Raw genomic sequence first — 23,933 nt, forward strand, 5'->3', positions numbered from 1 at the left:
CCGGCAAGCCGTTCGATCCTGGACGTCATAGCGCTTGACTTGAACGACAGCATCTGCGCGATTGGCGCGAACGCCAATCGCTCCGCTCAAACAAATGGCGCGAGTCAGAGCACGTACGCGTTGCTCGATATGCGCGCCTGCGGCACGCGCTCGTAGCAACGCTGGGCCGCAAGGCCAGCCACCGTGGGCGTCTGGGCTTGATTCGCGCCGCGAACCGGCCGGGCGCGGCGTTGCAGTGACACGGTAGCGCAGCACCAGTCGCGCACCAACATTGCGTCAGCAAATCCGCGCGTGGGCAGGCTGTGGCGCGGACGAGCGACATGCGAGCATGGATCCCGGGTCAAGCCCGGGATGACGCTCTGCGCGCTGCGCTACTCGTACACCACCTGCGCCGCGCCCTTGTCAGCCTGCGCCATCCAACTCGCCAAGGCAGCGTCGCTCGGATAGAACTTCGCCTGCTCGCCCAACTGCAGCTCGGCAACAGCTTCCGCGCGCTGCACCAGCAGGCGCACCGTCAAGCCGCGCACCAGCTCACCCTGCTCGCTCATCTCGCGCTTGGGCGGGAACTCCTTCACCAGCCGACCGATGTCCGGCGCAACCCCGTTGACCGCCACCTTGAGGTACTTGCCGAAACGGCAGCGCGCCGTCGCCAGGTCCCAGACCTGCTGCACGTTCAGCCGGAAGCCGCCCGAGAACCGGTCCGGCTGCAGCTTCGCCATCACGATGACCAGCTCGTCGTCCTTGATCCACGCACGGTGCGGTCCGAACACGTTCTCGTCGGCTGTCGCCTCGATCACGTCCGTCTTGTCGTCCAGCTTGAAGAGCGCGAGCTTGCCGCGCTGCCCATTGATGACGCGCCAGTCGCCGACGATCCCCGCCAGCAGCAGCGGCTCGCGCGTGTCCACCAGCTCGCCGATCTCGCGCTTGACGAAGCGGCGCACCTCCATCTGCACCTCGTCGAACAGGTGCCCGGAGAGGTAGAAGCCGATCGCCGTCTTCTCGAACGACAGCCGCTCCTTCACGCCCCAGGGCATCACGTCCACGAGGTCCGGCTCCTGCGTGCTCGCGGCGTGCGAGTCGCCCATGTCGAACAGGCCGCCCTGGTTGGCGTTGGCCTCCTGGGTGCTCGCGAAATCGAACGCGCGGTCGATCGACGCGACCAGCGACGCGCGATTGCGCTGCAGTGAATCGAAGGCACCCGCCTTGATGAGCGCTTCGACCGTGCGCTTGTTGATGCGCGTGCGGTCCACGCGGCAGCAGAAGTCGTACAGGCTGGTGAACGCGCCGCCCTCTTCACGCGCCGCGACGATGGCTTCGATCGCCGACTGCCCGGTGCCCTTCACCGCGCCCAGGCCATAACGGATCACCTTGTCCGAGATCGGCTCGAAACGGTACGTGCCGCGGTTGACGTCCGGCGGGTCGAACGTCATCCCGAAGTTCTTCACCGCGTCCTCGAACAACACCTTCAGCTTGTCGGTGTTGTCCATTTCGATCGTCATGTTGGCGCAGTAGAACTCCGCCGTGTAGTGCACCTTCAGCCACGCGGTGTGGTAGGCCAGCAGCGAGTACGCGGCGGCGTGCGACTTGTTGAAGCCGTAGCCCGCGAACTTCTCCATCAAGTCGAAGATCTCGTCGGCCTTGCCTTCGTCGATACCGTGGGTCTTCTGCGCGCCCTCGCGGAACTTGACGCGCTCCTTGGCCATCTCCTCGGGCTTCTTCTTGCCCATCGCTCGGCGCAGCAGGTCCGCACCGCCCAGCGTGTAGCCGCCCAGGATCTGCGCGGTCTGCATCACCTGCTCCTGGTAGACCATGATCCCGTAGGTCTCGCCCAGCATCTGCGCCACGGCCGGGTGCGGGAACTCCACCGGTTCGCGCCCGTGCTTGCGCGCGACGAAGGTGGGGATGAGGTCCATCGGGCCCGGGCGATACAGCGCGTTCAGCGCGATCAGGTCCTCCAGGCGCGTCGGCTTCGCGTCGCGCAACATGCCCTGCATGCCGCGCGATTCGAACTGGAACACCGCTTCGGTCTTGCCGTCGGTGAAGAGGCGGTAAGTGTGCGGGTCGTCGAGCGGCACATCCTCGAAGCGGAAGTTCTCCTGCCCCTTGTGCCGCGCCACGATGAACTTGCGCGCCAGCTCCAGGATCGTCAGCGTGGCGAGCCCCAGGAAGTCGAACTTCACCAGGCCCGCGGCCTCCACGTCGTCCTTGTCGTACTGGCTGACGGCGGAGTCGCTGCCCGGCTGCTGGTACAGCGGCGTGAAGTCGGTGAGCTTGCCCGGCGCGATCAGCACGCCGCCCGCGTGCATGCCGACGTTGCGCGTCATGCCTTCGAGCTTCTGCGCCATGTCCAGCAGCGTGCGGACCTCGTCCTCCTTGCGGTAGCGCTCCTCCAGCAGCGGCTCCTGCTTCAGCGCATCGGCAATCGTGATGTGCGTGCCCGGCTTGTTGGGGATGAGCTTGCTGATGCCGTCGCAGAACGTGTAGCTCATGTCCATCACGCGGCCCACGTCGCGCACGGCGGCGCGCGCCGCCATCGTGCCGAAGGTGGCGATCTGGCTCACCGCGTCGCGGCCGTACTTCTCCTTCACGTACTCGATCACGCGGTCGCGGTTGCCCTGGCAGAAGTCGATGTCGAAGTCGGGCATCGACACGCGCTCGGGGTTGAGGAACCGCTCGAACAGCAGGTTGTAGGCAAGCGGGTCGAGGTCGGTGATCTTGAGCGCGTACGCCACCAGCGATCCCGCGCCCGAGCCGCGGCCCGGACCCACGGGGCAGCCGTTGTCCTTGGCCCAGTTGATGAAGTCGCCCACGATCAGGAAGTAGCCGGGAAAGCCCATCTTCAGGATCGTGTTCAGCTCGAACTCGAGGCGCTCCTCGTAGCGCGGGCGCTGCTTCTCCCGCTCGGTGGGGTCGGGGTACAGGTGCTCCAGCCGCTCCTTCAAACCCTCATGCGACGCGAACCGGAAATACTCCTCGATCGGCATCCCGTTGGGCGTCGGGAAGTTCGGCAGCCGCGGCTTGCCCAGCTCCAGCACGAGGTTGCAGCGCCGCGCGATCTCCAGCGTGTTCGCCACCGCGGAAGGGACATCCGCGAAAAGCGCCTCCATCTGCGCCGCCGGCTTGAACCACTGCTCGCGCGTGAACTTGCGGATGCGGCGCTGGTTGCCGAGGATCTCGCCTTCGGAAATGCACACGCGCGCCTCGTGCGCCTCGTAATCGTCTTCGGCCGTGAACTGCACCGGGTGCGTCGCCACCACGGGCAGCTTCAGGCGCGCCGCGAGCTGCACGGCGGCCGCGACATGCAACTCGTCGTCGTTGCGGCCGGCGCGCTGCAGCTCGATGTAGAACCGGTGCGGGAAAGCGCCCGCCAGTTGCAGCGCGATCTCGCCCGCCTTGCCCTCGTCGCCCTGAACCAGCGCCTGGCCCACGGGCCCGGCCTGCGCGCCCGCGAGCACGATCAGCCCTTCGCCCAGCTCCTGCAGCCACGCGAACGCGACGACGCCCTGCGCCTTGACGACGTTGCGCGTCCACGCGCGCGCCAGCAGCTCGCAAAGGTTGAGGTAGCCCTGGCGGCTTTGCACCAGGACGACGATGCGGCTCACGGCGGCCGTGTCCTGCCCGAAGCCCTGAACCATCAGCTCGCAGCCGATGACGGGCTTCACGCCCTGGCCGCGCGCCTCCTTGTAGAACTTGATGGCGCCGAAGAGGTTGTTGAGGTCGGTGACGCCCAGCGCGGGCTGGCCGTCCGCGGCCGCCGCCTTGACGATGTCCTCGATCCGGTTGGTGCCGTCGACGATCGAGAACTCGGTGTGCAGGCGCAGGTGAACGAACATCACCCGATTTTACGAGGCGGTCACGGGCGTTTCGGCCAGCGCGGCCGCCGGCATCGGCTGCAAATAAACGATACGTTTGCGGTAATCCAGCGCCAGCGCGGCCTGCTTGAGCTCGCGCAGCAGCTCGGGCATCGGCGTGTCGGCGATGCGGCGGCGGCTGCAGGCCATGCGCAGGTCGAAGTCGCTCACCAGGTTCAGCGGCTGCGCGATGCGCGAGCAATGCGCGAGCACCTGCGTGGCGCAGTCGGCGAGTTCGATGGGCGTGAGCGGCCGCAGGCTGATCGCGGCGAAACGCGTGCGGCTCACGCGCGCCACCGCCCACTTCTGGCCCAGCAGCCCCTGCAGCGTGGCCGCGAAACGCACGAGCGCGCGCTCGGTGGCAGCCGAGCCGTACTGGATCGCGGCGTTGTCCAGCCCAGGCAGCGCGAAGAGGATCACCGACGACGTCCCCTGCCCCGCCGCCTCGCGCAGCGCTGCCTCGGCATGGCGCTGCTGGAAGCCGTCGTAGGACCACAGCGCGGTCAGCGGGTCGCGGTTGGCGGCCGTGGCGGCGCGGCCCAGCACGTCGCGGCCATAGCGGTCGCGCAGCATCAGCGCCTGCCGGATGAACAGCAGCGCCACGTAAAGCGAGGCCGCGAGCACCGCGGCGCGCAGGTCGAGGTTGGCCACCTGGTCCGGCGCGGCGAATGCCACGAAGGGCGCGATGGCCATCGACGCGATCGCGCCCGCCACCCAGCCCGCGTGGCGGCCGCCGCGCAGGTGGTTGACGGCGCACAGCGCGGCGGACCCGAGGACGGAGATTGCCGAGGCCACCACGATGGCGGGCACGCGCCACGGCGTGGGCAACCAGGCCACCTGCACGATGGCGTAGACGAGCGCCACCACGGGCGCGGCCAGCGCCAGCAAGCGCTCGAAGCGGCGCACGTGCAGCGCGTCGAGGGCTTCGGTGCACAGCAGCAGCATGAGGCCGGCGAGCACGATCCCCGCGAAGCTGCGCGACCAGTCGTTGAAGGCGGGCCACTCGCCGGTGAACCACACCGTAAGGTAGCCGTTGGCCGCCACGATGCCGAACAGCGTCCACAGCGAAACGCCCGCCAGCATCCAGCGCGAGCGCCCGCCGTAGCCGATGGCGCCGAGCACGCACACGATGGCGACCATCGCGCCCAGGCCCATCATCACGCCGGACAAGCTGGCGCGGCGCACGAGGTTCTCGCGGAACTCGGAATCGGGCAGCAGCGTGACCGGCGCGCGCAGGAAGGCGTCGTTCTCCACGGCAAGCACCACGTCGATGGGCTCCACGCCCACGGACAGCAGGAAGGCCGGGAACGGGTTGGCGAAGGGCCAGCGCGAGAGCGGCACGCGGTCGCCGGCTTCGGCCATGCGCCATTCCCCGCCGCTGCTGCGCCACCAGATGCGCACGTGGTCCACCTGCGGCATCGGCACCTGCACCACGTACTCTTCCACGCCGCGCGAGCCGCCCAGGCTCATGCGGCCCACCCAGCGCTCGCCGGCGCGCAGGTCCCAGGCGGCGGCGTCCTTCAGCCGCATGCCGCCGGGCGCGGACCACAGCGCCTCCGGGTCGAGCGGGCCGGAGACGGGCAGGCGCACGGTCTCCATCTCGCGCGCGATGTTCATCGGCGCCATGCGCGGCTCGCCCCGCACGACAGGCGTGGCCGCGCCCGCGCCGGCTGCGCAAAGCACGCACAGGACCAGGGCCCAGAAGGCCCGCACGATAATCACCCGCCCCGCTCCTTCGTTACAACTGCAGCCCCTATTGTGCGCATGTTGCCGCCCCATGCCCCCCGTCCTGAACGTTGCCGCCTACCGATTCGTCCGCATTGACGACACGCCCGCGTTGCGCGAGGCCTTGCTGCACGAGGCCGGGCGGCGCGGTTTGCGCGGCACGATCCTGCTGGCGGGCGAAGGCATCAACCTCTTCCTGGCGGGCCAGGAGGCGCCGCTGCGCGAGTTCATCGCGCTGCTGCGGCAGGACGCGCGTTTCGAAGGGCTCGAAGTGAAGGAGAGCTGGTCGGCCGAGGTGCCGTTCGGGCGCCTGCGCGTGCGAATCAAGCGCGAGATCATCCGCATGAACCACCCGGCGATCCAGCCGGCGCAGGGCCGCGCGCCGGCGATCGACGCGCCGACGGTGAAGCGCTGGCTCGATGCGGGCCATGACGATGCGGGCCGGCCGGTGGTGATGCTGGACACGCGCAACGCGTTCGAAATGGAGCACGGCACGTTCGAGGGCGCGCTCGACTGGCACCTGTCGAAGTTCAGCGACTTTCCCGACGCCTTGCAGGCGCACCGTGCCGAGCTCGAAGGCAAGACCGTCGTGAGCTTCTGCACCGGCGGCATCCGCTGCGAGAAGGCTGCTCTCTACATGGGCGAGCTGGGGTTGCGGAACGTGTGGCAGCTCGAAGGCGGCATCCTCAAGTACTTCGAGGAGGCCGGCGGCGCGCATTTCAACGGCACCTGCTTCGTGTTCGACGAGCGCGAAGCGCTCGATCCGGACCTGAAGCCTAGGACTTCGGCTCCGGAGGCGTAAAAGGCGTCGGCGGCAGCGGGATGAACTCGTCGTCGCCCGGCACCTTGCCCATGCGCCCCGCGCGCCAGTCCTCCGCCGCCTGCTGCACACGGTCCTTTCGGCTGGACACGAAGTTCCACCACATGAAGCGCGGCACTTCGAGCGCGTCGCCGCCGACGACGACGAAGCGCGACTCGCGTTGCGCGGCGATGCGCGCAGTACCGCCACCGAGGTAGCCCATGGTGCGCGCCGGCAGCGGCTCGCCGTCGACGGTGAGGTCCGCATCGACCGGGTACACCGCCATCTCCTGCGCCAATGCCGGCAACTCGAGCGCACCGCCCGCGGGCAATTGCACATCGAGGTACAGCGTGTTCGACAAGGCCGCCACGGGCGACTTCGCGCCGAACGCCTCGCCGACGAGCACGCGGACCTGCACGCCGCCCACGTCCACCTGCGGCAGCGCCGACGCCGGCGTGTGCGCGAACGAGGGCTCGTCCTCCTCGTGAGCGAGCGGCAGCGCGACCCACAGCTGCAGCCCATGGTTGGTGTATTCGCGGTCCCGCAGGTGGTCGGGCCGCCGCTCCGAATGCACGATGCCGCGGCCGGAAGTCATCCAGTTGATCGCGCCCGGCTCGATGAGCTGCCCGGACCCCAGGCTGTCGCGATGCATCATCGCGCCTTCGAAGAGATAGCTGACCGTGGCCAGCCCGATGTGCGGGTGCGGCCGCACGTCGTGATCGACGCCGGGCTTTTCGGTGGCGGGCCCGAAGTGGTCGAAGAAGATGAACGGGCCCACGCTGCGCCGCTTCGCATCCGGCAGCAGGCGCCGCACGAGGAAGCCGCCGCCCAGGTCCTTCTGGTGACCGGTGAGGGTTTGCATGTCAGGGCCTCACGTTTTGAGTTTCGCGGCGAAAGCGGCGACACGCTCGCCGAACAAGCGCGCCGTCTCCAGGTCGCCGGGCGACATCGCGTCGGCGCCCGCATCCGACGGGGCCTGCGCATACGCACCCGCGTAGGAGGCGAGGTAGTTCACGTCGTCGCGCCGCGACGCGCGCATCTGGCTGGGCATCAGGCCCTGGCTCACCCACACCATGCCGTGCTGCATGGCCAGCGAGAACATCGCGGTGATCGAATTGAACTTGTCGCCGTCCATGCCGGAGCTGCAGGTGAAACCGGCCGCCAGCTTGTCCTTCCAGTCCTGCACGTACCACTGCTTCGAGGAGGCGTCGGCGAATTTCTTGAACTGCCAGCTGGGGCTGCCCATGTAGGTGGGCGCACCGAAGATGATGGCATCCGCGGCCTTGAGGTGCTCCCAGCCGCCGGGCGGCAGGTTGCCGTCGGCGTCGATGGCGAGTAGCCGCGCGCCAGCGCCGGCGGCCACCGCCTGCGCCATGCGCTGCGTGTGGCCGTAACCGGAGTGGAAGACGACGACGATGTCGGTCATCTCCCAATACTAACTTCAGGCCTTGTTGCGGCGCCCGTCGAGGCTGAACGCACCGGCACCGAAAGCGGTGAGGACCAGCAGCCCGCCGACCACGGCCAGGTTCTTGTTGAAGGCCTGCTTCTGCATCATCACCTGCGCTTCCGGCAGCGCCCAGTAGTTGTGGAAGATGGGCGTGATCACCGCGACGAAGATCGCGAGGCCGAGCGCCGCCCAGCGCGCGCGCCAGCCGACCAGCAGCATCAGGCCGAGGCCGAGTTCGGCGGCGATGGCGATCGCTGCGCAGACCTCGGGGAACGGCACGCCCTTGGACGCGATGTAGCCCGCCACGCCGGAGAAGGCCATCAGCTTGGACCAGCCCGCCGGCACGAACAGCCACGCGAGCAGCACGCGGCCGATCAGCGCCAGCGTGTTCTGGCCCGGGGAAAGCGCCGCGGAAGGCGAGTTGAGGTTGAGGACAGCGGTGTTCATGGTTTTTCCTTCAATGGTTGGGGTTCAATTCATTCGCCGAGGTCGAACACGAGCACCTCGGCCGCTTGGCCGTTGGATACCGTGACGCGCGATTCGTTTTCCAGCAGGGCCGCGTCGCCGCCGCCGAGCTTTTGCCCGTTGACCTGCAATTCGCCCTTGACCAGGTGCACATACGCCTTGCGGCCTGCATCCAGATGCAGCTCGGCCGTTTCGGCGCCGTCGAAGAGGCCGGCGTAAACACGGGCGTCCGCGTGGATCTTCACCGAGCCCTGCGCCGCATCCGGCGAAGCGACCAGGCGCAACTTGCCGCGCTTCTCGCTTTCGGGGAACGACTTCTGCTCGTAGCTCGGCTCGATGCCGGTCACGTTGGGCTCGATCCAGATCTGCAGGAAGTGCGTCTGCTGCTCGGGCGCGTGGTTGAACTCGCTGTGCATCACGCCGCGGCCCGCGCTCATGCGCTGCACGTCGCCCGGCGGGATGCCTTTGACGTTGCCCATCGTGTCCTTGTGTGCCAGCTCGCCCGACAGCACGTAGCTGATGATCTCCATGTCGCGGTGGCCATGCGTGCCGAAGCCGGTGCCCGGCGCGATGCGGTCCTCGTTGATCACGCGCAGGTTGCCCCAGCCCATGTGCTTGGGGTCGTAGTAGCCCGCGAACGAGAAGCTGTGGTAGCTCTTGAGCCAGCCGTGGTCGGCGTAACCTCTGTCCTGGGATTTGCGCAAGGTGAGCATCGCGTGTTCCTTTCGTCAGCAGCGAATGTAGGCGCCCCAAGGGGTTTCGACAGTCAGCCGCCATTGATGGCATCATTCAAATCGTTTGAATGAAAGCCGCCCCACCGTGCAAACCCACCGCGAGGCCCTGACCCCCGACACGCTCGGCCTGCTCAAGTCCGTCGCCCAGAGCGGCAGCTTTGCCGCCGCGGCGCGCGAGCTCGGCCTGGTGCCCAGCGCCGTGACCTACCGCGTGCGGCAGGTGGAGGACGCGCTGGACGTGCTGCTGTTCGACCGCAGCTCGCGGCAGGCCAAGCTCACCGCGGCCGGCGCCGAGCTGCTGCGCTCGGGCGAGCACCTGCTGCAGGAGATCGATGCGGTTGCGCATCGCGTCAAGCGCGTGGCGACGGGGTGGGAATCGCAGCTCACCATCGCGGTGGATACGGCGCTGTCGTTTGGCACGGTGATGGAGCTGGCCGACGCCTTCTACCAGCTCGCGCCGACCACGCGGCTGCGGCTACGCGAGGAGTCGCTGTCGGGCACGCTCGACGCGATGCTCGCGGGCCATGCCGACCTCGCGCTCGGCGTGATCGTCGAGCCGGGCAACACGCCCGGCGTGCACAGCCGTGTGCTCGGCGACGTGCAGTTCGTCTACTGCGTGGCGCCGCACCATCCGCTGGCCGCGGCGAAAGAGCCGCTGCACGACGACCAGCTGCGCACGTGCCGGCAGGTGGCCGTGGCCGACTCGACGGATCACGGCACGGGGATCACGCGCGGTATCCTCGCCGGCCAGGACGTGCTCACCGTGCCCACGATGCGCGCCAAGCTCGACGCGCAGCTGCGCGGCATGGGCGGGGGCTTCCTGCCCGAGCCGATGGCGCGGCCCTATGTCGAGACCGGCCGGCTGGTGCTGAAGAAGGTCGAGCGGCAGAACCGCCACGTGCGCCTGCACTATGCGTGGTGCGCGCCGAGCGGCGGCGGCGGGCGCGCGCAGCAGTGGTGGCTCAAGCAGCTGGAGAGCCAGGCCACGCGCACGGCGCTGCTCGAGCGGCACCGGATGACATGACAGGTCCCGACGCCATCCACGGCGCGGCGCACAGCGGCTACCGCGGCCGCTTCGCGCCCTCTCCCACCGGGCCGCTGCACGCAGGCTCGCTCGTCGCTGCGCTGGCGAGCTGGCTCGACGCGCGCGCGCACGGCGGCACGTGGCTCGTGCGCATCGAGGACGTGGACGCGCCGCGCTGCGTGCCGGGCGCGGACGAGGAAATCCTGGGGCAACTGGCAGCGTGCGGCCTCACGCCTGACGAGCCGCCGGTGTGGCAGTCGCGTCGCACGGCCCTCTATCAATCCGCGCTCGACAAGCTCGTCGCGCAGCACCGCGCCTACCCCTGCGCGTGCTCGCGCAAGGACATCGAGGAAGCGTTGCGCGCACTCGGGCGCGAGCGCGCGCGTAACGAGGAGCTGGTCTACCCCGGCACCTGCCGCGACGGCCTGCACGGGCGCGAAGCGCGTGCATGGCGATTCCGCGTCGAACCCGGTGTCGTCGAATGGCACGACCGCCGGCTCGGCGCGCAGCGGCAGGACGTGGCCAGCGAAGTCGGCGACTTCGTCCTGAAGCGGGCCGACGGCCTCTTCGCCTACCAGCTCGCTGTCGTGGTCGACGACGCCGACCAGGGCATCACGCACATCGTGCGCGGCGAAGACCTCGCGGACAACACGGCACGGCAAGTGCTGTTGCAGCGCGCCCTCGGGTTCGCGACGCCCAGCTACCTGCACACGCCCCTCGTGCTCGGTGCCAACGGCGAGAAACTTTCCAAGCAGAACGGCGCGCAGGCCTTGGACCTCTCCGATCCCGTGGCGGCTCTGCGTGGCGCGGCCCAGGTGCTGGGTCTGTCCGTGCCTGCGGCCGCGAGCGTGGACGACTGGCTGCGCGGCGCGGTGGCGGCCTGGGCTGCAACGCCACGCGCTTGACGCCCGCATCGGCTGCGACGACACGCGCTTGACACCCGCCGCGGGCTGGGACAATACGCCCCATGACGTCCGCACCCGAGAAGAACACGCCCGAGAGCGTGCCGCACTACCGTGCCATCCGCAGCTACGTGCTGCGCACCGGCCGCCTTACCACCGGCCAGGCCCGTGCCATCGAGTCGCTGGGCCCTCGGTTCATCCTCCCCTACGAGCCGCGCGCCCTCGACCTCACCCAGGTCTTCGGCCGCGAAGCCCCCCGCGTGCTGGAGATCGGCTTCGGCATGGGCGAAAGCACGGCGCACATCGCCTCCGTGCTGCCCGACCACGACTTCATCTGCTGCGAAGTGCATACGCCCGGCGTCGGCGCGCTGCTGATGCGCATCGCCGAACGCGGCCTCACGAACGTGCGCATCGTGCAGCACGACGCCGTCGAAGTCGTGGACCACATGCTCGCGCCGGGCTCACTCGACGGCGTGCACATCTTCTTCCCCGACCCCTGGCACAAGCTGCGGCACCACAAGCGCCGCCTCGTGCAGCCGGCCTTCGTCGCGAAACTCGTCGAGCGCCTCAAGAGCGGCGGCTACATCCACTGCGCCACCGACTGGGAGAACTACGCGCAGCAGATGCTGGAGGTGCTTACGGCGGACCCGCACCTGCGCAACACCGCCGAAGGCTACGCGCCCAAGCCGCACTACCGGCCACTGACGAAATTCGAGAACCGCGGCCTGAAACTGGGCCACGGGGTGTGGGACCTCGTGTTTCGAAAGGCCTAGGCCGCGCCGCCGGGCCGCCCCAAGGCGCGGCAGCCCCCTCGGGGGGCAGCGAACCTCGCGAAGCGGGGAGCGTGGGGGCTCTAAACCTCGCGGGCGCGGATCGTGTACTTGAACAGGTCCGGCGTGTAGGAGTCGAAGCGGCCTTCCTTGTCCTCGCCCGTGGGGTACATGAGGAAGCCCAGCGGGCCTTTCTTCGAGCCGGGCAGCTTGACGTCGTGCGCGGTGTTCCACGCGACCCAGTTGCCCTCCCAGCCACCGAACAGGCCCTGCCGCACCGGCGTGATCAGCGGGTGGTTCAGGTCGCGTATCCACTGCGGCGTCTCCTGCCGCATCACCTTGGCCACGTCGGCCGGGTCCATGGCGGTCCAGCCGTGGGCCTTGAGGTACACCTCGGCGCGGCAATGCTGCGCGCCCTTGAGGTTGAGCGGGTTCCCGCCCAGTTCCTTGTAGCCGAACGCCGAAGGCGCCAGCCGCAGCCCATACACGTCGCGCGCGGGCACGCCCACCGAGCGGCAGAGCCCGACGAACAGCGCGTTGAGGTCGGCGCACTTGCCGCCCAGGTTGCCCGTCTCCAGCATGGTCTTGATGTCGCCCTCGCCGCAGCCGCGCACCTCGGGCTCGCGCCACGCGTTGGCCACCACCCACTGGTAGATGCGCTCGGCCTTCTGGTGATCGGCCGTGGCATTGCCGATGGCCTTGAGCGCCGTCTTGCGCACGATGCCGTCGGTGGGGATCAGCGTCGTCGGGCGCAGGTAGTACGCCAGCGTGTCGGGCGACTCGGCAACCGGCGTGCTCTTGTCCCACGTGGTGGCCCGGTTGCGCGTCTGCACCCGGCTCGTCACCTCGGCCCAGCGGTTGGCGCCCGGCGCGAACTCCACGTGCACCATGCGCGCGCCCTCGGCGGAATCGCCCGCGATGCGCGCCTCCCCGCTGCTCGCATACGTGCTGGACAGCGACAGCTGCCACCCGGTGTTGACCGAGGGGATCGGCAGCCACAGCTGGGTGGGGCCGTCGCCCTGCTCCAGGTCGACGCGCGTCGTCACCTCGAACGTGCGCCACGCGCCCGGCTGCGGATCGAACCGGCGCGAGGCCTCGGCGGCGAAGGACCACGGGGCCGCACCGGCGGCGGCGAGCGATGCGGAAGCCTGCAGGAGGTGGCGGCGGGTGGTGTTCATGGCGGCGATTATCGCCAAAGGCCCTCCACCAGCGCCAGCGCTTCCTTGCCGGTCCAGTCCATCTCGCCCTGCACGCGCCAGCGCGGGCGGCCCGCCGCGTCGATGAGGATGGTGGTGGGGAAGACCTTGACCTCCCAACGCTTCGCCACGTCGCCGTCGGGGTCAAGCGCGATCGGCAGGTCGAAGCCGCCCTGCCTGGCGAACCGCTGGGCCGTCGCGGCCCGCTCCTTGAAATTCAACGCGACCACGGCGAGCTTGTCGGCGTAGAACTCCGAGAGTTGCTGCAAGGTGGGCATCTCGCTGCGGCAGGGCTCGCACCAGGTGGCCCAGAAATTCACGGCCAGCGCCTTGCCGGCCCCGGGCGCGGACCAGCGCCGGCCCTGCAGGTCCGTCACGTCGAAAGCAGGCGCTGCACGCCCCGCCGGCCATGCGCGCACCTGCGCGCCCTGCTGGGCCATGGCCGCGGAAACGGCCACGGACAGGGGATATGCGAGCAATGCGCGGCGGGCATGACAAACGTGCATGGATGGACGGTCGAACGGCTGCATACCCGGATTGTCGGGCCTGCGCGAGTCGCGTATCGTCCGCAGCGGCTGCCAAGGCCCATCAGGAGTTGAAGTCAATGCATCGCGAGCGCAGGAAATTTTTGGGTGCGGCAGTTGCCGCTGGTGTGGGTAGTTTGGGTTACGGCGGCGCCTGGGCGCAGGCCAAGGCGGGGCGCAAGATCGTGCTGGGCCAGTCGGTGCCGCTCACCGGCGCGGCCGACCAGATCGGGCTGGCATTCGCCGGCGGCTCCAAGCTGTACTTCGATTCGTTCAATGCCCGCAAGGACAACCCGGGCTGGAGCTTCGAGCTGCGCCAGATGGACGACGGCTACGTGCCGGCCAAGGCCGCCGAGAACGCGAAGAAGCTGGTGTCCGAAGGCGCCGACGTGCTCTTCGGTTTCGTCGGCACCGGCAGCGGCGACGCGGCCGCGGAAGTCGCGGCCAAGGAAAGCACGATCTTCTTCGCGCCCTTTGCCGCTTCGGACAAGCTGCGCGACACCGCGCACGCCAACGTTTTCCACGTGCGCCCGAGCCTGGCGGACGAGGCCTTCCGCATCGTGCGCCACTGCGCGACGCTCGGGCAGACGCGCATGGCCGTGGTCGCGGAGGACGACGCGATGGGCCGCGCCGGCCTCGCCGCGATCCAGCAGGCCCTGGCCGAACAGAAGCTGCCGCCGCTGGTGGCGCAGGCTTTCGTGCCGGTCAACAGCGACAAGGTGGACGCCGCCGTCACGCAGCTGATGAAGGCGCCGCCGCACGCGGTGATCCAGGTGTCGCTCTTCAACACGACGGCCGCTTTCATCCGCAAGATGCGCAAGGCGGGCTACGCGGGCGCGTTCCTGAATTTCTCCGTCGTCGGCATCGACCCGCTCTTCACCGCGCTGGGCAAGGAGATCGGCGGCGTCGTCGTTTCGCAGGTCGTACCCCCGCCCAAGAAGACGACCGTGCCGATCGTCAAGGAATACAACGCCGCGATCGACAATTCCGACCAGACGCCCTCCTACGAGAGCCTCGAGGGCTTCATCGCCGCCAAGGCCTTCGCCGAGGCCGTGCGCCGCGCCGGCAAGAACTGGGACCGCGCCGGCCTGCAGAAGGCGATGGCGTCGATGACGGACTACGACGTCGGCGGCTTCCGCATCAACCTGCGCGCCGGCGTGCGCGACTCGGTGCGGGCGATCGACCTGGTGACGATCACGGCCGACGGGAAGGTCGTGCGCTGAACTCGACCAGGTAGTCCACGAAGGCGCGGACCTTGGGCGGCATGAACCGCCGGTTCGCCCACACGGCGAACAGGTCGGCGTCGATCGTGCGCCATGCCGGCAGTACCTGCACCAGCTTCCTGGCGCGCAGCATGTCCGCGGCCAGGAAGTCCGGCTCGTAGCAGACACCCAGCCCCGCCACGGCCGCATCGAGCAGCATGCGGCCGCTGCTCGCGCGCATGTTGCCCTTGACGGGGATGGCATGCGACTCCTTCCCGCGGCTGAAGTGCCAGGTGTTGCCGATCGGCGTGTGCGGGTGCCAGATGCAGTTGTGCGCGTGCAGGTCGGGCGGCGTGCGCGGCGTGCCATGGGCCTTGAGGTAAGCGGGCGACGCGAACGCCACCATCGAGAAACGCATGACGGGCCGCGCGATCAGCCCCGGGTCCACCTGCCGCGCGATGCGCAGCGCGAGGTCGAAGCCGCCTTCCACCAAGTCCACGATGCGGTCGTTCAGCTGCACGTCGGCCTCCACCTGCGGGTGCCGCTTCAGGTAACCCGCGATCGCCGGCGCGAGCACCGGCGCGAGGATGGCCGGCGCCGTGAGGCGCAGCAGCCCGCGCGGCGCGGCCGCCTCCTGCGCCACCGCCCGCTCGGCTTCGTCCACCGCCGTGAGGATCTGCGCCGAGCGCTGCAGGTACTCGTTGCCCGCGCCGGTGAGCGAGAGCGAACGCGTGGTGCGATGGAGCAGCCGCACGCCCAGGTGCGACTCCAGCTGGGCCACGTAGCGCGTTGCCATGCCGCGTGACAACTCCAGCCGGTCGGCCGCGCCGGCAAAGCTGCCCGCGTCCACGACCGCGTGGAACACCCGCATCGCCATCACGAGGTCGATCGCCATTGTTCGATAAAAGTCGACAGTGCATGGCGATTCTGTCCGTTGATGGAACGGCTTGCAACGGCTTCAATGCAGGCACCAACCACCCGCAAGGAGCAGATGCGATGAACAGGCAACCGATCGTGGTCTTCCCCGACAGCTACCCCGCCGCGCTCAACGTCGTGGGCGAGCGCATCACCGTGCTGGCCTCCAGGCACGACACCGGCGCGCACGAGGTCTTCCTGCAGCAGGGCCCCGAGGGCAGCGGGCCGCCACCGCACAGCCACCCGTGGGACGAGGTGTTCTACGTCACGCAGGGCGAGATCGCCTTCGGCCTCGGCGCCGACCAGCTCGTGGCCGTGCCGGGCACGATGGTGCAGATCCCCGCGGGCACGCCGCACTGGTTCCGCTTCGGCGCGGGCGGCGGGCAGATGGTGTCGTTCACCGGCAAGGGCAATGCGTCGGCGATGTTCGCGCATTTCGACCGCGAGATCGCGCCGGATGCGCCGGACCTGGGCAAGCTCGTGGCCATCGCGCAGGCCCACGGCGCGAAGCTCGAAGTGCCGATGCCCGCCTAGACGCGCTCGGCCACCCAGCCCTGCACCGACTGCAGGGCACCGGGCAGCTTGCTCGCGTCGTTGCCGCCGGCCATGGCCATGTCGGCCTTGCCGCCGCCCTTGCCGCCCACCTGCTGGGCGACGAAGTTCACCAGCTCGCCGGCCTTGACCTTGCCCATGCTGTCGGCGGTGACGCCGGCGGCGAGCTGGACCTTGCCGCCATCGACGCTGGCCAGCACGATTGCCGCGGACTTGAGCTTGTCCTTGAGCTTGTCCATGGTCTCGCGCAGCGTCTTGGCGTCGGCGCCTTCGAGACGCGCGGCAAGGACCTTCACGCCCTTCACGTCCACCGCCTGCGCGAGCAGCTCGTCGCCCTGCGAGGAAGCCAGCTTGCCCTTGAGCGCCGCAACTTCCTTCTCGAGCGACTTCACCTGCTCCTGCACCTGCGCGATGCGCGCCTGCAGCTCGGTGGCGGGCGCCTTCAGCGCGCCGGCCGCACGGTTCACGGTGTTCTCCAGCTGCTGCAGGTAGGCCAGCGCATTGGCGCCGGTGACGGCCTCCACGCGGCGGATGCCCGCGGCCACGCCGCCTTCGCTGGTGATCTTGAACAGGCCGATGTCGCCCGTGCGCGAAACGTGCGTGCCGCCGCACAGCTCGCGCGAGCTGCCGATGTCCAGCACGCGCACGGTGTCGCCGTACTTCTCGCCGAACAGCATCATCGCGCCGGTGGCCTTGGCGGCCTCGATCTCCATCACGCGCGCCTGCGTCGGCTGGTTCATCAGGATCTCGGCGTTCACGCGCTGTTCGATGTCGCGAACCTGCTCCTCGGTGACGGGCGCGTTGTGCGTGAAGTCGAAGCGCGTCTTGTCGGCGTCGACCAGCGAGCCCTTCTGCTGCACGTGCCCGCCCAGCACCTCGCGCAGCGCCTTGTGCATCAGGTGCGTGACGCTGTGGTTGCGCATCGTGGACTGGCGCTTGGCCATGTCCACCTTGGCCGCGACGCTGTCCCCCACCTTGAGCGAGCCCGCGGTAACCATGCCGTGGTGGCCGTACACGTCGGACTTGATCTTCTGGGTGTCCTCGACGACGAACTTCGCGCCCTGCGACTCGATCACGCCCTGGTCGCCGACCTGGCCACCCGACTCCGCGTAGAACGGCGTCGTGTCGAGCACGATCACGCCCAGCTCGCCGGTCTTCAGCTCGTCGACTTGCGCGCCCTCGGCGTACAGCGCCACGACCCTGGCCTGCTCCTCCAGCTTCTCGTAGCCGGTGAAGATGTTGGAAACGCCGGCGTATTCCAGCCCGCGGTCCATCTTGAACTTGCCGGCGGCGCGCGCCTGCGCCTTCTGCTTGTCCATGGCGGCGTTGAAGCCCGCCTCGTCCACCGTCACGCCGCGCTCGCGGCACACGTCGGCCGAGAGGTCCAGCGGGAAGCCGTAGGTGTCGTGCAGCTTGAAGGCCACGTCGCCGGGCAGCACCTTCGCGTTGCCCGCGAGCGCCGCGTCGAGGATCTCCATGCCGTTGGCGAGCGTTTCATAGAAGCGCTCTTCCTCGGCCTTCAGCACCTCCATCACGCGCTTTTCGCTCTCGCGCAGGTTGGGGTACGCATCGCCCATCAGCTTGACGAGGTCCGGCACCAGCTTGTGGAAGAAGGGCTGCTTCTGGCCGAGCTTGTAGCCGTGGCGGATGGCGCGGCGGATGATGCGGCGCTGCACGTAGCCGCGGCCTTCGTTGGACGGGATGACGCCGTCGGCCACCAGGAAGGACGTGGCGCGGATGTGGTCGGCGATGACGCGCAGCGACGGGTTCGACAGGTCCTTCGTGTGCGTCTCGCGGGCCGCGGCCTTGATCAGCGTGTCGAAGATGTCGATCTCGTAGTTGCTGTGCACGTGCTGCAGGATGGCCGCGAGGCGCTCCAGGCCCATGCCGGTGTCCACGCAGGGCGCGGGCAGCTTCTTCACGCTGCCGTCCGGCTGCATGTCGAACTGCATGAACACGTGGTTCCAGATCTCGATGTAGCGGTCGCCGTCGGCGTCCGGGCTGCCGGGCGGGCCGCCGGGGATGTGCGGGCCGTGGTCGTAGAAGATTTCGCTGCACGGGCCGCAGGGGCCGGTGTCGGCCATCATCCAGAAGTTGTCGCTCTGGTACTTGCCGCCCTTGTTGTCGCCGATGCGCACCACACGCTCGGGCGGCAGGCCGATCTCCTTCGTCCAGATGTCGTAGGCCTCGTCGTCGTCGATGTAGACGGTGGCCCAGAGCTTGTCGGCCGGCAGCTTGTAGACCTGCGTGAGCAGCTCCCAGCCCCACTTGAGCGATTCGCGCTTGAAGTAGTCGCCGAAGCTCCAGTTGCCCAGCATCTCGAAGAACGTGTGGTGGCGCGCCGTGTAGCCCACGTTCTCCAGGTCGTTGTGCTTGCCGCCGGCGCGCAGGCAGGCCTGCACCGAGGCCGCGCGCACGTACGGGCGCTTGTCGGTGCCGAGGAACACGTCCTTGAACTGCACCATGCCGGAGTTGGTGAACATCAGCGTGGGGTCGTTGCCGGGCACGAGCGGGCTGGAGGGCACGACCGTGTGCGCCTTGTCCTTGAAGAAGTCCAGGAAGGTCTGGCGGATGTCGGCGACGGTGAATTTCGGAGTGCTCATGGGGTCCTGCAGACTGAACCTTCAATTATCTCACTGCAGCCAATGGCCCGCGTCCATGGCCATGTGCAGCACCCGCCAGACATCGACCTCGTGCGGCTTCTCGAAATAGAAGACGAGGTACGGGAACCGGTTGAGAGGCCACGACCGCAGGCCCGGGATGCCGAGTTCGTGGCCGAGACGCGGCGAACCCATGGCAGGGTTGCGGCTGATATGCCGCAGCGCCACTTCGACAGCCTCGACGAAGGCAAGGGCGACAGGTACACCGGCTTGCTCGCGGTAATAGTCGATGGCCGACTCGACGTCGCGTTCCGCCAGCGAGAGCCGGACGACGGGTCTGGCAGCCACCGCCGCCTACTTTCGACCTGGGGACTTCCTGGCCGCGGGAGTGGCGCGCGGGGTCTTGCCGGCGGCACGCTGCCGCAGCTTCTCGAAGTAAGCGGGATCCGCCTCGCCCACGCGGGGCGATGCCATGCCTTCAAGGATGAGGCTGCGCAGGTGCTGCCTGTCCTGCTCCTTGCGGATGAGGTCGCGCAGGTACTCGCTCGTGGTGCCGTACCCGCGCTCGCTGACCTGCTGGTCGATGAACTGCTTCATGTCGTCCGGCAGGGAGATGTTCATCGTGCCCATGCGGAGCATGCTAGCGTATTTGCCATTATTTGGCAAAACCCGCGCATGCAGTAGATTCGCTGCCGATGAATCCCGATTCCCCCGCGCCAGCCATCTCCCTTGCCGACCTCCTGCCCAAGCTGCAGGGCTCCGGCCTCGAAGCCACGCTCGAAGGCAACGCGATCACCGCGAACCACGGCCCCTACGCCGTGCGCGCTGAGGTCGTGCCGGGCGAAGGCCCCACGCACCCCGGCCGCGAGATCGCGGGCGTGGTGCGCATCACGAGCGGCATGCCGCACGAGATCTCGCAAGGGCTCTCGACCCCGGAAGCGGCCCTCGCGGCCAACCGCCTCGCCACCTTCGGCGCGCTCACGCTCGACGAAGGCCACGGCTTCGTCGGCTCGCGCCTGACCATCTACAAGGGCGAGGAGCACGCCTGGCCCACGCTGCACCTGCCGCTGGTGCTGTTCGCGATGCTGATGGGCGCGGAGCCGATCCTCGGCGGGCTGCGCCGGCAGGCCGCGGGCGCGGCCGGCGAGAGCGGCTCCTCCGACTGGGGCGTGGACGACTTCACCGCGATCCAGGAGCGCATCAACGCCATGGCCGAGTGCAGCGTCGAAGGGGCGGCCCTCAACGCGGAGATCAACCTGGCCAGGCCGGGCGAAGCAACTGCCGAAGACGAGGAACCGCGCACCGCCCTGCTCCAGATGATGCTCGACCAGCCCCACCCGGAGCTCGGCGGCGGCCTGTTCTGCGTGCTGCAGTTGCCACACCGGGTGGAAGACCTCGCGCGCGTGTGCAACGTCCTCAACACGCGCGAGATGGCCGCGCAGGACCAGCCGCCGCATTTCGGCGCGTGGTGCGCCGGCGCGCTCGGCGACAACCCGGCCTACGTGCTCTTCCTGCCCAACGCGGTGCGCATGGTGCAGGGAGTGGCCATCAACGCGGCGTTCTGGCTGCTCAACCGCGCGCTGTGGGCCGACGCGCTGCTGGTGCCGCACACGGCCGAGCCAAAGCAGTCGCTGTAGCGGCTGATTCCTCCTACACGGAGGGCCGCGCCCATCCGACGGGGCCTCGGCGGGCAACGGATGAGAGTGAAGAAATTCACGAAAGTCTGGAGGTCCCGCCATGCCCACCACAGCCGTCTCCGATTGGGGCGACGCGATGCTGACATCGCTGTCGGCCGCATTCATCCTGTTCTTCTCGGCGATACCCAAGATCCTGGGCTTCGCGCTCATCGTCATCGTCGGCTGGTTCATCGCCACGCTGCTCGAGAAGGCGCTGGCCGGCGTGCTGCGCACGGTGCGCTTCAACGAGCTGGCCCAGCGCTCGGGCTTTGCCGAGTTCGTGCAGCGCATGGGCATGAACACCGACTCGGCCGGCATGATCGGCCTGGTGCTCAAGTGGTTCATCCGCCTGATCGCGCTTGTCGTGGCATTCGACGCGCTCGGCCTGCCCGCGGTGTCGGACGTGCTGCGCCAGCTGCTGCTGTGGCTGCCGAACGTGGTGGTCGCGCTCGTGGTCCTCGTCATCGGCGGCCTCGCCGCGCGCGGCCTGAGCAACCTCGTGCGCGGCACCGCCTCCGAAGCCGGGCTGAGCAACGCGCACATGCTCGCCAAGGTCGCCTCGGCGCTGGTGTGGGCCTTCGCGATCGTCGTGGCCGTCAACCAGATCGGTATCGCGACGACGCTGGTCAACACGCTGTTCATGGCCGTGGTGGGCGCCATCGCGCTCGCGGCGGGCCTCGCCTTCGGCCTCGGCGGCCGCGAAACGGCGGCCGAGATCGTGCGCAACTGGTACGAGAAGGCCAAGGTCGCCCCGCCGCTGGTGCCGCGCGAGATGGGCGACGTGTCCGCGCGCGCCGAGGCCGCGGACCGCGCGACCACCGAAACCGTGGAGAAGGATCCCGCGAGCTGGCCCACCGGCGGCTACCCGAGCGCGGGCGGCATGGGCGGCACGCCCGCCGACCGGAAGCACCCCGCCGAAGGCGGCTAACGCACCGAGTCGGTGATGTCGAAACCGACCATGATGTCCGACGTCAACTTGCCCGAACCCATGTACACGGAGAAGTTGACGCCGCTTGCCTCGAAGTAGCGCACCCGCTCGGCCGGCTGCACCACGGTCGGCACGAGGTAACGGGCGGCGGGTTGCCGCACCGTGCCCCAGGCGAGGAAGGTGCCGTCGAAGCGGCGCAAGCGCAGCATGTCGTACGCCACCGCCATCTGCGCGATGGACGTGAGGCCCGGCACCGCCGCCGGCCGCAGCGTGTGGCGTACCGTGCCCGCGCCCAGCAGCCCGAGGTGGTCGGCCCCCCAGGCCATGACGGTGCCGTCGCGCTGCAGCGCGTACACCGTGCCGGCGCTCTCCGCGAACTGGCGCACCTTGCCCAGGCCCGCGATGGGCGTCGGCGAGGCGATGGGCGAACCCATCAGGTTGCCGTCCAGCACCTGGCCGCTGGAGTTGGCGAGCTCGCCCCACACGCCCTCGCCCCAGCCATACAGCACGCCGTCGGCCGTGAGCGCGAAGAAGTTCGACCAGCTCGTCGCGACGTCGACCACGTTCGCGAGCGCGGCACGCTGGGGCTGCAAGTCGTAGGTCTGCGTGTACTGCGTGCCGTTGGCCAGGGTGGCCACGGGGCCGCAGCGCGCGCGGCCGGCCGGCACCGTGCCGTTCAACGGGATCCCGCCGCGCACCCCGTAGTAGTAGACCCCGCCCGCGTCGTCGCGCAGGATGGTGTTGGCGCTGTTGGTGGACGCGGCGGTGATGTTGCGCAGGCCCGGCAGCACCTGCGGCTGCAGGTACAGGCCGTCCGTGAACGACGGGTGGATCGAGCCGCAGAAACTGCGCCCCCACCCATAGACGGTGCCATCGCGCTTGACCGCGAAACCGGCCGTGCCACCCGTGGTGCTGATTGCCTTGATGCCGGTGAGGAAGTTGCGCGTCTTCACCACGCGCTCGTTCTCCGCCGCGCTGAAGGTGAAGCTGCAGGTGCCGTTGACGTTGGTCGGGAAACGGCGCTGCAGCGTCACGGAGCCGTCGCTCAGCAGCGCCACCGTGTCCATCACGTCCTCGCACGTCATCGCATTGGACATGTTGGTGCCGACGAAGCCCTGCTTGTCCACCGTGGGCTGCGCGGGCAGCAGCGTCGTGCGGCCGAAGCGCGTCACCATGGCGTTGGCGCCGATCGTGCCCACCTGCGGCAGCTCGATGTTGGAGTAGGCGAGCGACTCGGTCGTCGACACCGCGCTGCCGTCCAGCGCAAAGCCGTCGATGCGGCCGTCGGTGAGGTCGCGCGCCAGCGTGGCAACCAGGGAGAGCGCAGGGGCGGCCACGTTCTGGTTGAAGAAGTCGGTGGCCTGCACGAGGCCGCCGTTGACGGCGGCCGAACGCCCGTACGCGCTCGCCGGCAATGCGCTCGTGGCGCTCGAGGCATCGATCGGCGTCGGCAGCGTCTTGGCGGAAGCGAGCTGGTACGCATCCGGCAAGCGGGCATTGATCTCGCTCGCGGCGACTGCATTCGCCGCCCTCACCTGGGCGGCGGTCAGGCCGAGCAGGGAACCCGATTCGAGCAGCGGGGCCTGCCCTGCGGCAATGGCGCCCGGGTTGCCGCGCAGGTTGTTCAGCGCATAGCGGTAGGCGGCCTCGGTGATGGGCGACACACCCACGTGCTCGTCCCAGCGGTCGACCAGCGCGTGCAGCGCGGTGCCGGCCGGGAAGTCCAGCAGCGCGTTGCGGCCTTCGTCGAAGTAGCGCGCACCGGCGCGGCCTTCCAGCGTCAGCAGGAACGGGCCCGCGAGGCTGCAGGTGCGAATGGTCACGAGCCCGGTGTTCGCGTCGGTGATGCCTTGCCCCACCGTGGCCCCGGTCGAGAGGTCGACAACCGTCATCGTGCCGCCGAGCACCTTGCCGAGACCGCCGCCGGCCGCGGCGCCGCCGCCGCTGCCGCCGTCGCCGGAGCTGCCCGCATCACCCGTGGACGCGGCCGTCGTCTCTACGTTGCCGCTGAACCCCTGCGCCACGGACGGCAGGCAGTTGGAGTAACCGCCCGTGGATGCCGCGACGATGGCCCGCGTGCTGTTGATCGTGGTGTTGAACGCACGGGCCGCCGTGCCCCAGGTCGCGTCGCTTTCCAGGCCCGCGAGCAGCCCCACCAGGTTGTTCACGATCACGCCGCGCGCGGCCGCGCCGTTCGCCGCGAAGAACTGCGTGAGCGCCGCTTGCAGGATCTCCCTCGAAGCGGCGTTGACGGCCTGCGCGTTGACGCCGAGGTTCGCGAGCACGCTCGCGGCGAGCGACGCATCGGACAGCTGCGCGAAGCCGGCCGCGAAGCCGATCGCCAGGATCCGCGAGTCGGCGGACGAGAAGGCGTTGAATTCCGCCGCGGTGGGTGCGCGGCCGTTGAAAGCCTGGAACACCCGAAGCGCGCCCGTCGTCGGGTCCGTGGCCTGCTGCGCCTGCGCACTTGGCCGGGCACCTGCCGCGGCCTCGCTGCCCTGCTGCCCTCCCAACCCGCCTCCGCACCCCGCCACCGCCAGCGCGAGGAGCGTGCTCCCCCAGATTCGCCACCCCATGTACTACTCCTTCGTCAGCCGTCGCAATCTAGCGGAGCGGCGGGGCA

21 protein-coding genes are annotated in these 23,933 nt (G+C 69.1%); 8 read left to right on the forward strand and 13 right to left on the reverse strand.

Annotated elements, in window-relative coordinates:
* Positions 1-371 precede the first annotated feature (371 nt).
* The gene (gene dnaE, locus H8R02_RS18305) at positions 372-3,833 is read right to left on the reverse strand and encodes a DNA polymerase III subunit alpha (RefSeq protein ID WP_187082926.1); all 3,462 of its coding nucleotides are present in this window, start codon (positions 3,831-3,833) and stop codon (positions 372-374) included.
* A 9-nt stretch (positions 3,834-3,842) separates the two neighbouring features.
* Positions 3,843-5,573, reverse strand: coding sequence for a 7TM-DISM domain-containing protein (locus H8R02_RS18310; protein ID WP_187082927.1), 1,731 nt, complete (start codon positions 5,571-5,573; stop codon positions 3,843-3,845).
* 55 nt (positions 5,574-5,628) lie between these two features.
* Between H8R02_RS18310 and H8R02_RS18315 the strand changes: the two genes are divergently transcribed.
* Positions 5,629-6,378 (forward strand): sulfurtransferase, encoded by a 750-nt coding sequence (locus H8R02_RS18315; protein ID WP_187082928.1) that lies wholly within the window; start codon positions 5,629-5,631, stop codon positions 6,376-6,378.
* Here H8R02_RS18315 and H8R02_RS18320 read toward each other — a convergent pair.
* Genes H8R02_RS18320 through H8R02_RS18335 form a run of 4 tightly spaced genes read right to left on the reverse strand, consistent with a single transcriptional unit; the run spans position 6,353 to position 9,000 of the window.
* Entirely contained in the window at positions 6,353-7,237 is an 885-nt protein-coding gene (locus H8R02_RS18320; protein WP_187082929.1) for a pirin family protein, read from the reverse strand. The genes H8R02_RS18315 and H8R02_RS18320 overlap by 26 nt on opposite strands.
* Positions 7,238-7,246: 9 nt before the next feature.
* Complete coding sequence (locus tag H8R02_RS18325) at positions 7,247-7,801, reverse strand: flavodoxin family protein (protein ID WP_187082930.1); 555 nt, start codon at positions 7,799-7,801, stop codon at positions 7,247-7,249.
* Between the two features lie 15 nt (positions 7,802-7,816).
* Positions 7,817-8,269: a DoxX family protein gene (locus H8R02_RS18330; RefSeq protein WP_187082931.1), complete on the reverse strand. Its 453-nt coding sequence runs from the start codon at positions 8,267-8,269 to the stop codon at positions 7,817-7,819.
* 29 nt (positions 8,270-8,298) lie between these two features.
* Positions 8,299-9,000, reverse strand: coding sequence for a pirin family protein (locus H8R02_RS18335; protein WP_187082932.1), 702 nt, complete (start codon positions 8,998-9,000; stop codon positions 8,299-8,301).
* Positions 9,001-9,106: 106 nt separating this feature from the next.
* Between H8R02_RS18335 and H8R02_RS18340 the strand changes: the two genes are divergently transcribed.
* The 3 genes from H8R02_RS18340 to trmB all read left to right on the forward strand — a co-directional run bounded on the left by H8R02_RS18340 (position 9,107) and on the right by trmB (position 11,720).
* Positions 9,107-10,045 (forward strand): LysR family transcriptional regulator, encoded by a 939-nt coding sequence (locus H8R02_RS18340; RefSeq protein ID WP_187082933.1) that lies wholly within the window; start codon positions 9,107-9,109, stop codon positions 10,043-10,045.
* Complete coding sequence (gene gluQRS / locus H8R02_RS18345) at positions 10,042-10,950, forward strand: tRNA glutamyl-Q(34) synthetase GluQRS (RefSeq protein ID WP_187082934.1); 909 nt, start codon at positions 10,042-10,044, stop codon at positions 10,948-10,950. The genes H8R02_RS18340 and gluQRS overlap by 4 nt, the downstream gene beginning before the upstream one ends.
* Before the next feature lie 62 nt (positions 10,951-11,012).
* Positions 11,013-11,720 (forward strand): tRNA (guanosine(46)-N7)-methyltransferase TrmB, encoded by a 708-nt coding sequence (trmB, locus tag H8R02_RS18350; RefSeq protein WP_187082935.1) that lies wholly within the window; start codon positions 11,013-11,015, stop codon positions 11,718-11,720.
* A gap of 80 nt (positions 11,721-11,800) precedes the next feature.
* Here the strand turns inward: trmB and H8R02_RS18355 are convergent, their stop codons facing one another.
* Together H8R02_RS18355 and H8R02_RS18360 are read right to left on the reverse strand one after the other, a co-directional pair.
* Entirely contained in the window at positions 11,801-12,895 is a 1,095-nt protein-coding gene (locus H8R02_RS18355; protein ID WP_187082936.1) for a transglutaminase-like domain-containing protein, read from the reverse strand.
* A gap of 8 nt (positions 12,896-12,903) precedes the next feature.
* Positions 12,904-13,443 (reverse strand): TlpA family protein disulfide reductase, encoded by a 540-nt coding sequence (locus H8R02_RS18360; protein WP_255429415.1) that lies wholly within the window; start codon positions 13,441-13,443, stop codon positions 12,904-12,906.
* Between the two features lie 122 nt (positions 13,444-13,565).
* On the opposite strand from H8R02_RS18360, the gene H8R02_RS18365 reads away from it, so the two are divergent.
* Positions 13,566-14,660, forward strand: coding sequence for an ABC transporter substrate-binding protein (locus H8R02_RS18365; protein ID WP_354004946.1), 1,095 nt, complete (start codon positions 13,566-13,568; stop codon positions 14,658-14,660).
* On the opposite strand, the gene H8R02_RS18370 is transcribed toward H8R02_RS18365, so the two are convergent.
* Positions 14,632-15,534 (reverse strand): LysR family transcriptional regulator, encoded by a 903-nt coding sequence (locus H8R02_RS18370; RefSeq protein WP_187082938.1) that lies wholly within the window; start codon positions 15,532-15,534, stop codon positions 14,632-14,634. The two genes, H8R02_RS18365 and H8R02_RS18370, sit on opposite strands and share 29 nt — an antisense overlap.
* A gap of 101 nt (positions 15,535-15,635) precedes the next feature.
* Here H8R02_RS18370 and H8R02_RS18375 point away from each other — a divergent pair, with 101 nt between their 5' ends.
* The gene (locus tag H8R02_RS18375; protein WP_187082939.1) at positions 15,636-16,088 is read left to right on the forward strand and encodes a cupin domain-containing protein; all 453 of its coding nucleotides are present in this window, start codon (positions 15,636-15,638) and stop codon (positions 16,086-16,088) included.
* Here the strand turns inward: H8R02_RS18375 and alaS are convergent.
* Genes alaS through H8R02_RS18390 form a run of 3 tightly spaced genes read right to left on the reverse strand, consistent with a single transcriptional unit; the run spans position 16,085 to position 19,336 of the window.
* Positions 16,085-18,709, reverse strand: coding sequence for an alanine--tRNA ligase (gene alaS / locus H8R02_RS18380; RefSeq protein WP_187082940.1), 2,625 nt, complete (start codon positions 18,707-18,709; stop codon positions 16,085-16,087). The genes H8R02_RS18375 and alaS overlap by 4 nt on opposite strands.
* A 30-nt stretch (positions 18,710-18,739) precedes the next feature.
* Positions 18,740-19,054: a type II toxin-antitoxin system RelE/ParE family toxin gene (locus tag H8R02_RS18385; protein ID WP_187082941.1), complete on the reverse strand. Its 315-nt coding sequence runs from the start codon at positions 19,052-19,054 to the stop codon at positions 18,740-18,742.
* Between the two features lie 6 nt (positions 19,055-19,060).
* Complete coding sequence (locus tag H8R02_RS18390; RefSeq protein WP_187082942.1) at positions 19,061-19,336, reverse strand: type II toxin-antitoxin system ParD family antitoxin; 276 nt, start codon at positions 19,334-19,336, stop codon at positions 19,061-19,063.
* 65 nt (positions 19,337-19,401) lie between these two features.
* Between H8R02_RS18390 and H8R02_RS18395 the strand changes: the two genes are divergently transcribed.
* On the forward strand, positions 19,402-20,343 hold the full coding sequence (locus H8R02_RS18395) for a hypothetical protein (RefSeq protein ID WP_187082943.1): 942 nt from the start codon (positions 19,402-19,404) through the stop codon (positions 20,341-20,343).
* 100 nt (positions 20,344-20,443) lie between these two features.
* A complete protein-coding gene (locus H8R02_RS18400) occupies positions 20,444-21,310 on the forward strand; it encodes a mechanosensitive ion channel family protein (protein ID WP_187082944.1) in 867 nt (288 codons plus the stop codon).
* Here the strand turns inward: H8R02_RS18400 and H8R02_RS18405 are convergent.
* On the reverse strand, positions 21,307-23,886 hold the full coding sequence (locus tag H8R02_RS18405; protein ID WP_187082945.1) for an RCC1 domain-containing protein: 2,580 nt from the start codon (positions 23,884-23,886) through the stop codon (positions 21,307-21,309). The two genes, H8R02_RS18400 and H8R02_RS18405, sit on opposite strands and share 4 nt — an antisense overlap.
* Positions 23,887-23,933: the final 47 nt, after the last annotated feature.

Origin of the sequence: Ramlibacter albus (genome assembly GCF_014297445.1) — a bacterium.
Classification (GTDB): domain Bacteria; phylum Pseudomonadota; class Gammaproteobacteria; order Burkholderiales; family Burkholderiaceae_C; genus Ramlibacter; species Ramlibacter albus.